The organism is Microbulbifer sp. TYP-18, assembly GCF_040932045.1.
Lineage (GTDB): Bacteria > Pseudomonadota > Gammaproteobacteria > Pseudomonadales > Cellvibrionaceae > Microbulbifer.
Genome location: NZ_JBFRBC010000049.1, coordinates 1 through 9873, shown reverse-complemented (window position 1 = coordinate 9873; position 9873 = coordinate 1). Strand labels below are relative to the sequence as shown.

The 9873-nt window shown below is 55.7% G+C and carries 2 protein-coding genes; both read left to right on the top strand.

Going from position 1 to position 9873, the window contains the following annotated elements; translation table 11 throughout:
* The coding region (locus tag ABVT36_RS18385) for a hypothetical protein (RefSeq protein WP_368457865.1) at positions 1-384 on the top strand (384 nt) is incomplete at its 5' end.
* 60 nt (positions 385-444) lie between these two features.
* On the top strand, positions 445-9873 hold a 9429-nt coding region (locus ABVT36_RS18380; RefSeq protein ID WP_368457864.1), incomplete at its 3' end, for a DEAD/DEAH box helicase family protein.

The window sequence follows — 9873 nt, the reverse complement described above, 5'->3', positions numbered from 1 at the left end:
AGAGTGGAGTTGGTGAAGAAGGCCGAAGCCTACGCGAAGACTCGTATCGACGAGACTGCGGGATACTTCTCCAGTGACGGTACGGATTTTAAGCCCTGGGGTGGCAGTCGGGAGCGCGCCAGGCAGTATTTTATTCAGGAATACCTGAATCTGTATGGTGCCGAGCAGGGTGGTGGACAACAGATGGCTTCCGGTGGAAACCCGGATATTCGAACAGTGCCCGGCTACCCCACTCCAACGGAGCGTCAGGTGCAGGGTCTATACCAGCAACCAAACCAAGCATCGCTGTTTTTGAGTAAATTCGGCTATCTGCCTGAAGGTTTTGAGATCCCAGAAGAGACTCAGGTTGTCGATCTACCCGAGGTTCCCCGCCCGGGCGTTTAATGTTCCTCATTGACCGCGCTGTTCGGCAGCGGTTTCCCTTTCTTCAATCTGGTGGCTGTTATGCCTGATTATTTTGACCAACTGGAGCAACAGGCTTCCGGGGGCGATTACTTTGATCAATTGGAGCGGCCCGATAGTGCTCCAACTGATACTGATGCGCCGCAGCCTGGAATGCTGGAAGACCTGAAAAACCATGCTTGGAGCGCGTGGAAGGACGGCTATGCCGGCGAGCTGAAAACGGTTGAGGTTTTGGCCAGGAGTGAGACGGCTGGGGATCTGTCGGACGAACTCGCCCAGTCGTCCAGCCGCAGTCGGGAAAACCTCAGTCGTAATGCTAAAGAGGCGATGCGGAAGCAATGGGCGGTGGATGTTGATCCGGGCCGCTCGCAAATGAATATGCGCGGAGAACCTGTCAGCCGGTATGAGGCGGGAGAAGCCTGGGGAGATCCGCACGCATGGAATGCCTTGATTGGTAGTGTGGCCGGGTCCATGGGGTCCATGGTGTCCACGGGTGGTCCGCTGAAAGGCGTGATCAGTGGAGTGCTGGGTAGCATCTCCAAGAGGATAGGAATAAAAGCGGCGCGGGAGCGTAGTCTTAAAGAGGCTGCGGATGAAGGTGGGGAGGAAGCGGTCAAGGCATTGAAAAAGAAGTACGCCACTCGGGATGCTGCGACCAATTCCGTTGTTGGGGCTCTGAGTTATGGCATGGCCGAGGGTGCGATAGTTGGGGGCCAGGTTGCGCGGGAGGTAGAAGATCACATTCTGCAGATGCCGGCCGCAATCCTTACTGAGGCGCCATTGTTTCAGGAGACCTACTGGGGGCTGCGCGACAAGGGAGCAATGGACCACGGGGATGCGTTCAAGCAGGCGCGCGAGGCGACCGCTGCCATATTGGGCGAGAAGGGACTCTACCGGGCAGGCGTTCCGGCAATGCTCCTGGGCACAGTGGCAGGTCGATATATCGACAAGGCGCTGACCGGAAAACTGCAGGGGTCTCGACCGGTACGCGCTGTGAAAGGCGCCTTGGTTGAGATGCCGACTGAAGCCGCGCAAGGTGCGGCGGAGCATCTTGCCGCCGGTTACTCCATTCAGGAAGCGGATGCGGAACATGATCCCTCTGCAGGGCTCGCCAACGCGGTTGTGGCCGAAGGGTTGGGTGGCACCATTGCCGGTGGTGGCCTTGGGGCCTTGTCGCGAACTCCGCGGGAAATCGAGGCGGAGGTAAAAGCCAGAAAGCACCGCCGGACACTGAATACGGAGGAACTGAACTCCGAGATTGAGGCGGAAATCCTCAAGATGAACGAGGAAGCGTCCTATGTGCAAAGCCTGGAGGCTGCACGCCAACAGATAGCGCCCAATTTCGATGTGGATCTATCTCTGGATGGTACCACCATGCCGGAGGCCGGCGCGCCGCCGGAGGGTACTGTTGACTATACGCCCTATGCTCAGACGATGGCGCCGCTGGAAATCGATCCGGCTGCGGTCGAGCCCGACAACACTATCGAGTTTGAGCGGCCTGAAATTGGCAGTAAAGACCGGGCTGCACTGTCCCTGGAGCCGATGGAGAGGCGGGAAGAGGGTATTCCTTACGAGCCGCCGTCACGTATCGATGCTCTGNTGGTTGAGATGCCGACTGAAGCCGCGCAAGGTGCGGCGGAGCATCTTGCCGCCGGTTACTCCATTCAGGAAGCGGATGCGGAACATGATCCCTCTGCAGGGCTGGCAAATGCCGTAGTGGCCGAAGGATTGGGTGGCACCATTGCCGGTGGTGGCCTTGGAGCCTTGTCGCGGACTCCACGGGAAATCGAGGAGGAGGTAAAAGCCAGAAAGCGCCGCCGGACACTGAATACGGAGGAACTGAACTCCGAGATTGAGGCGGAAATCCTCAAGATGAACGAGGAAGCGTCCTATGTGCAAAGCCTGGAGGCCGCACGCCAACAGATAGCGCCCAATTTCGATGTGGATTTATCCCTGGACGGTACCACCATGCCGGAGGCCGGTGCCCCGCCGGAGGGGACTGTTGACTATACACCCTATGCTCAGACGATGGCGCCGCTGGAAATCGATCCGGCTGCGGTCAAGCCCGACAACGCTATTGAGTTCGAGCGGCCTGAAATTGACAGCACAGACCCAGCTGCACTGTCCCTGGAGCCGATGGAAAGGCGGGAAGAGGGTATTCCTTACGAGCCGCCGTCATTGATCGATACGAAAGCCCAAGCTCTGGAAGATCGCATCAATCAAGCTGAGCGGGCTCAGGAAGAAGAATCTCTGGCTAAAGAGGCAGAGTTCCAGGCATCACATGAATTGATCGACGGCTTGCCAAAGGTGAAGCGGGTTCAACAAGTGGAAGCCCAGGGCCTTTCCCGTCGTTTCGCTGAACAAACGTATCGTCGCGCCATTCAATCGATGGCTGGCGATCTGGTTGTTGGTGGTGATGTGGCTTACACCCGTGATGATCATGGCAAGATTAATGGACGTACTGCCAGTGTGAATCCTGAGTGGTTCCAAAACAGTGATGACCTGGCCAGTGTGAGTTATGTGCGTGAGACAGTGGCCAAAGCGCTTTCCGGTGGCCGCTTGGGTGATCGACAGAAGCGCGTGATCGAGTTATTACTGGATGCGTATGAAGCGGAGAGCGGTCTGGATCGTGCGTCGGAGGAGCTGGAGGCGGGATATAGTGGTGACGGCGCTTTCGACCCTGCGGATGACCGCTTTTGGTACGATGAGCAAGGGCGTTTTCGTTTCGATCCCGCTGACGGCCACGGTGCGCGCACTTATGCCATGTTGGAAGAGGAAGCGCTGAAGGCCGGTGTATCCCGCGAGACCCTGGAGCAACTGATAGCGCGTAAACTTCCGCTGAATCAGCATGTCGAGGCATTGTATGAGCAAATCCAAAGAACCGAAGTACAAGGAGCCCACCCGCGAAGAGATCAATCGCGAGCGAGTACGCTATCGGGAAGAGCAAGAGCGCCGGAGGGCAGCGCGCAACAAACGGATAATGGACCGGTTGCGACCAATACTCAACGATCCGAACCTGAAAGACTGACGTCTACCGAAACAGAGATAGAAACAGCCGCCAACGAAGCCGCTACCAGCCCGCTGAACAGCCTGCCTGAACCAACGGAGGCGCAGAAGGAGGCTGGTAACTACAAGGTCGGCAAATTGAAACTGCACGGCCTGGAATTGTCCATCGAAAATCCTCGCGGTTCTATCCGTTCCGGGATCAGCCCGGACCGCAAGCGCTGGCAAAACACCCTCCCTCATCACTACGGGTATATCCGCAAAACCGAAGGCGCTGACGGCGACCATGTGGATGTTTTTGTGGGGCCGGACGTGGATTCGGATCGGGTGTTTGTGGTGGATCAGGTGAACAGGGACGGCAGTTTCGATGAGCACAAGGTTCTGTTGGGATTCAGTGACAAAGCCAAAGCCATTGCCGGTTACAAGGGTGCCTATGACAAGGGGTGGAAAGTCGGGCCGGTGACGGCAATGACTATGGAGCAGTTCCGTCAGTGGCTGAAAAAGGGTAACACTGCTAAGCCCATAAGCGTGGGGGTATCTGAATCTGAGGCCAGTGTGGAGGACTCTACGGCAGTATTGGAAAGGGCGGCTGCCAAAATGGACTCGCTCGACAAATTGCGCAGCTATGCTCGGGGTCGTTTCGGGAAACAAGCTGTTGAAGCAATGAAGGCCGATATTGAGGCTGCTTGGGACAAAGTGAGGAAGTCTGGACAAGAGAGTGGAAAGCCGAAGCGAGTTTCAGATCAGAAGAGTGATTTGAATGAAGCTGAAAGGTTCAGTACGCACAATAATGGTCGACAAAAGAAACGACCCAATACCAATTACGGAAAAAAGAACAAGATTTTCACTGATGAGGCCGCCGCCAAGGCACGTGAGTTGTTACGTTCAAAGCTGGCGCAAACGAGCACTGGTCTGGACCCGGAGTTCATGCAGGCGGGGATAACTCTCGCGGGGTATCACATCGAGGCTGGAACACGGAAATTTGTAGACTTCACCCGCGCAATGGTGGAGGATCTGGGTAACGGAGTTAAACCCTACCTGCGAAGTTTCTACGAGGGTGTGCGACACTACCCCAGCATGGACAATGCGGGTATGGATGCAGGCAGCGTTATTGATGCACTGGAATCCAGCGGTGCCTTGGACACTATTTCTGATGTGAGTGAGGAGCTTAGCAATGTACCAACTGCCGACAGAGAGCTGGAATCAGATCGCGGAACACTATCCGACCAAGACCGCTTGGGGGGAAGTGATGGCGATGGAGGAGTCGGAGATGGAGGAGGCGCTGCACCTGGAGGCGAGGGCACTTCGCGAGAAGGGTTTGAGCGATCCAGTGATCGTCGCGTTTCTGCGCGTAGCACCGCTACTAGCGGAACGCGAGGCGATAGCGTCAGCAGTAAAAGACTTGGCGGACCTGCGCGCGGCACTTCCAGAAGTACTAACCCCGGCGGAAGCCTTGCAGATCATCCGGTTGGAAATACGCCCACTTGGACTGAGCGAGAACGAGCAGGAAAGTCTAGCCCAGCTCCTGAACAAGATTCCCTAAAACCTACCCCCTCTGCGGATAGCGCCACCACCGTAGAAGCCGGCGATCTTGAGAACATTCGCCGAACCCTACCGCAGTTATTTCCCGGTCAGCAGGGTGACATCGAGTTTATAGAAAAACGGTTTGCCAAAAAGGATGGCTACGGTGTGCAGATTACCAATGGTACTGGTACGGGAAAAACTTTCACCGGGCTTGGCCAGATCAAGCGCTATTGGCTACAAGACAAGCGCAATATCTTAGTTGTCGCCCCATCACAAGAGGTGATTAATGCCTGGGTGAAGAGTGCGCCAGCGTTAGACCTTGTTATCCACCAACTTAAAGACACTAACGATAGCGGCACAAAAGACACTATCACAATCTCAACCTATGCCAATGTAGGCGTAAACAATGCATTAGCGAGGCGTGAATGGGATTTAATCGTTGCTGACGAATCACAAAAACTATCGAGTGGCCAGCAGGGCACAATTACCAACGCGGGCCAGGTATTGGATGCCTTGGCACTACACGCACGAGGCGACTATACACGCACATCCATGCTTAACCCGGAGTTGTTTGCAGAGGTAAAAATTCTAAGTAAAGAAATTAGTCAGCTGCGTGATAGCGATAGGCAGGATCAGCGTGACCGCGCCAACAAGCTCCAGGAAAAACTGAATAAACACTACAGAAAGGTGGATAAAGTACGTTCAGAGCAGAAGGCATATATCGAGGCGAACCAGGGTCATCTCCGACCGCGCGTGCTATTCCTGAGTGCAACACCCTGGGCCTATCATTTCAATTTGAACTATTGGCAGGGTTACCTTTGGGATTGGGGCAACAAGGGCGATAACGATCACCTGGCCTACAACGACCCAGATGCGCGCAACTCTTTCTACATCCAACACTTTGGCTACCGGATGCGCTACAACAAACTGACCACTCCCGAAGCGGCAGTGGATCAGTCGCTGATGGAACGCCAGTTTAACCAGTGGCTCAAGAATAAGGGCTTGCTACGGGGGCGTGAACTTGATGTAGACGTGGACTATGACCGTAAGTTTGTGATGGTGGAATCGTCCATCGGTGCTCGCCTCGATGAAATGTTGGACTGGTTGCGTGAAACCGGGGACGGCAAGTACCGAGACCTTTGGGAGAAAATCGATAAGACCTTCGACTATCAAAAACGGCAATACCTGCTGGAATCACTGAAAGCCCGAGGAGCGGTACAGATTGCGCGTGAGCACATTAAGTTGGGTCGCAAAGTGGTGGTGTTCCATGGCTTTAACAAGGGTGGCGGTTTCGATCCTTTTGCCGTATTGAAAGCTGCGCACCAGGGTTACCATGGAGACACTGACTTTATTGAACTCACACGGGCAGCTGTGGCTGAACGCCCGGAACTATTGACATTGGACTTCAGCAATTTGCAGTCACCAATTGAGCAGTTTAATAAGGCATTTGGTGATGACCTCCTGATGATTAACGGCAGGCTTGCAAAGAGTGTGCGAAAAAATGCCGTGCCGGATTTTAATACGGACGGCAATGGCAAAGACGTAATTCTGGTGCAGCAGGATGCGGGCGAGGCCGGGGTATCTCTGCATGATACTACCGGTAAGCACCAGCGCGTACTAATTAACTTGGGACTGCCTGTCAAGCCGACACAGGCTATCCAGATTGAAGGTCGCATTTACCGGGTGGGCTCTGTTAGTGATGCGTTATTCCGCTACCTCAATACCGGTACGAACTTCGAGCGTATGACATTTGCCAGCAAAATCGCCCAACGTGCGAGCACGGCTGAGAACCTAGCATTGGGTGAGAAGGCGCGGGCTCTGCGCGAAGCCTTTATAGATTCCTTCGAGGATGCCGACCTGTATCCGGCCAGCCTGGATGAAGGCAAAGGTGGCAAGGCTGCCGATCGCCGCGGTGTGGCGGAAATTACCCTGTTCCAAAAAGCCAAGAGCTTTTATTTCAGTCAGCAGAAAAAAACCAGCCGTAATAAAGCCAAGGAGGGTATCGACTACTTTGCCACGCCAGAACCGTTAGGCTTGAAAATGGTGGAGTGGGCGCGCATTGGTGCTACAGAGGATGTACTTGAGCCCAGTGCAGGACACGGTGCTATTGCGCGCTGGTTTCCTCAGACGGCGAATCGCACACTTATTGAACCGAGTGGCGAGTTAGCATCTCGGGCAATGCTGATCACAGATGGCAAGGTGCTGCGGGAGCGCTTCGAGAACCACCATGTGGTGAATAAATATGGCGCGGTTGTAATGAACCCACCTTTTGGGCTCGGCGGCGCCACCGCGATTAAACACCTGGACAAAGCCTTCAGCCATTTGCGTGACGGTGGCCGCATAGTGGCATTGATTCCTGAGGGGCCTGCGGCTGACAAAAAGTTTGACAAGTGGTACGACGAGAAAGCCAGCGAAAGCAAAGGTAGTCACGCATTCCTTGCAGGGCAATACGGTCTGCCGAGTGTCACCTTTGAGCGAGCAGGCACCAAAGTGAAAGCGCGGGTAGTGATTATCGATAAGATTCCCGCCGGCCAGAGTATCAACGATACCGGTAAAGGCCGTTTGGACTTCGACAATTCAGAAAGTATCGAGGAGTTTTTCGAGCGTATTGAGTACACCGAGAGTGCTCCGCGCCATATCCTGCAAGGGTCCGAAACTGAAATCGAACAGAACACCTACGAGCTGGACCAATGGACCCACAATAAAACTGGTGAAACTGTGTATGCAGCCATTCCGACTGAGTTTCTGGGTGATCAATATGGTCTAGTCGTAAAATTGGCCAAGAAACACCAGGGCTACTATAGCCGTTACCGGGACAAGACCAGCGGCGCGCGGAGAGGCTTTGTATTCGACAGTTCTGATGCGCGAGACGCCTTTGTAATGTCAGCGAAGGCGCAAGGTACGGAAGAGAGCGTTGAACTGTACTCATTGGGTGCCGGCAGAGGTATTCAACCGGCACTGGCCAAGGCCGCGCTGAGCCGCGTTAAACAATCGGTAGGCGTTGCTGCCAAGGTGGTGGCCGATGAATCCGGGTTGCCTAAGGCGCTGCGCCGGCAGATTGAATCGGATGGCGTCACCGGGCGGGTGCGTGGCATTTACCACACGGACACGGGTACCGCTTATATCGTGGCGGGCAACCTCGACAATCCTGCCGATGCCGTGCGTGTCTACTTGCACGAGGTGGTCGGTCACAAGGGCATTCGAGCGGTCACCGGCAAGCGCCTGGATCTGGTGTTGACCGAAATCTATCGGGACATGCCGGTGGAGGTGCGCGATACGCTGGAAGACAAATATCGCAGCCAGCTGCAGGGCCTGAGTGGCCCCGAGGCCAGGCGTCGGGTGGCGGACGAATATGTGGCCCATCTGGCGGAGAGTGATCCGAAAAATAAATTACTACAGCGCATCATCGCCGTGGTGCGCCGTTGGTTGCGTCAACTGGGTCTCAATGCCAAGTGGACCGAAGCGGATATTGTGGCGCTACTGGCCAGGGGAAAACGGGCTTTGCGTCAGGGGAACAAGGGCAAGAGAAGGGGAAAGGAAAGTAAAGGAAAAGCACAAGGGGTTCTCTATGCAGCGGAGCGCCGTGCCAACGACTATGTGGTAGCCCTCTGGAAACTACTGGCGGGCCATGATGACCTGTTCCGGGTGCCGTCATCTGAAGCCAAGGATCTAGCTGACATTCTGCGCGAGACGGATACCGGCATTCAATTGGATCAGGTTCACGAGGACGACAGCGCAAGGGGCAAGGCGGTGGCGCGGCACTGGCTGTTGAATGTGCCCCAACAAAAACAGGGCCGGGATGGCAAGACCCTGTACAAGCCCGTGGAGGTGCTGGAGAACCGAGACGGCGAAGTGTGGATCAATGTATCGCGTCTGGATGCCGGTTTGGGTGGCGGGCAAAATATCTACGCCATCGTGGCCAATTATGCCCACAACAACGGCAAGGTGTTTGTCGGCGACCCCGACGGATTGAGCGACGCTGCCCTGCTGAGACGCACCGAGCATATGCTGTCCAGCGCCTTGAAATTCGGTTCCACCCGTCATGTGCGACCGCATCCGCGACAGGAATACCCTGACGACGGAATGGAGTGGATACAGCCCCTGCGCTTCGGGGATTCCGACACGGAGAATTTGCGTCGGCTTCTGGAGGCGTCCTATCATAATGTTTCCAGCCTGCTGCCGGAGATAGAGTATGTCCAATACAGCTTTGAAAATGGCCGATTCGAGTTCGCTCGGAGCTTTGCTGGAAAAATTGGAGAAAGAGAGCACAGAGGAAGGGAAGGGGACCCCGTTCCTGACCGTTTCCTTAACGGACTGGCTGATGAGTCTGTTGGTCGGTACAGACAAAGAGTCCGAGCTTTGGGAGCTTCTGCATTCAGAACGCGCGGGCCCGAGAATCTGGGTCGGCAGATATTTGGAAGCACGTCGCTTAAAAGGGCGGCGCTCACATCTGCCTTTATGGCAGAACAAAATCCAGAGGCGTGGGGACTGGCTCTGGCTCAGCTTGGCCAGGAGTTACCAGGGCCACTGGTAGAGCTTCAATACTCCCTTCCCGACCCCGGCACCGACGAAGCCCTGGCCCGCCTGGGCCTGGGCAAGTCCGAATCCCAGGGCATCCGCCGCCTGATCACCCGTTTCCAGACCGCCAATCTCCGCCAAGCCTGGGCGAATGTGAAAGAGCGCAGCTACGAAGGTGTTTTCGACGGCTTGGTGGGCATTCAACGTGCGGAGGAAGCCGCGGGCAAGGGGACCTCTGCGGGGGACTATGCCGGCTCCGGCTATGTGGGTGCCCGCCTGGCATCCAGTATCGCTGACACCATGCACGCCATTTTGCACTATGGGGCGCCCGAGTGGCGCGACGGTGTGGTGCAGTATCGGGACGATACGCAGGGACTGCTGACAATTTTTAAGGGCTTGGGGCCGGACCTGAACGCCTGGCTGGGC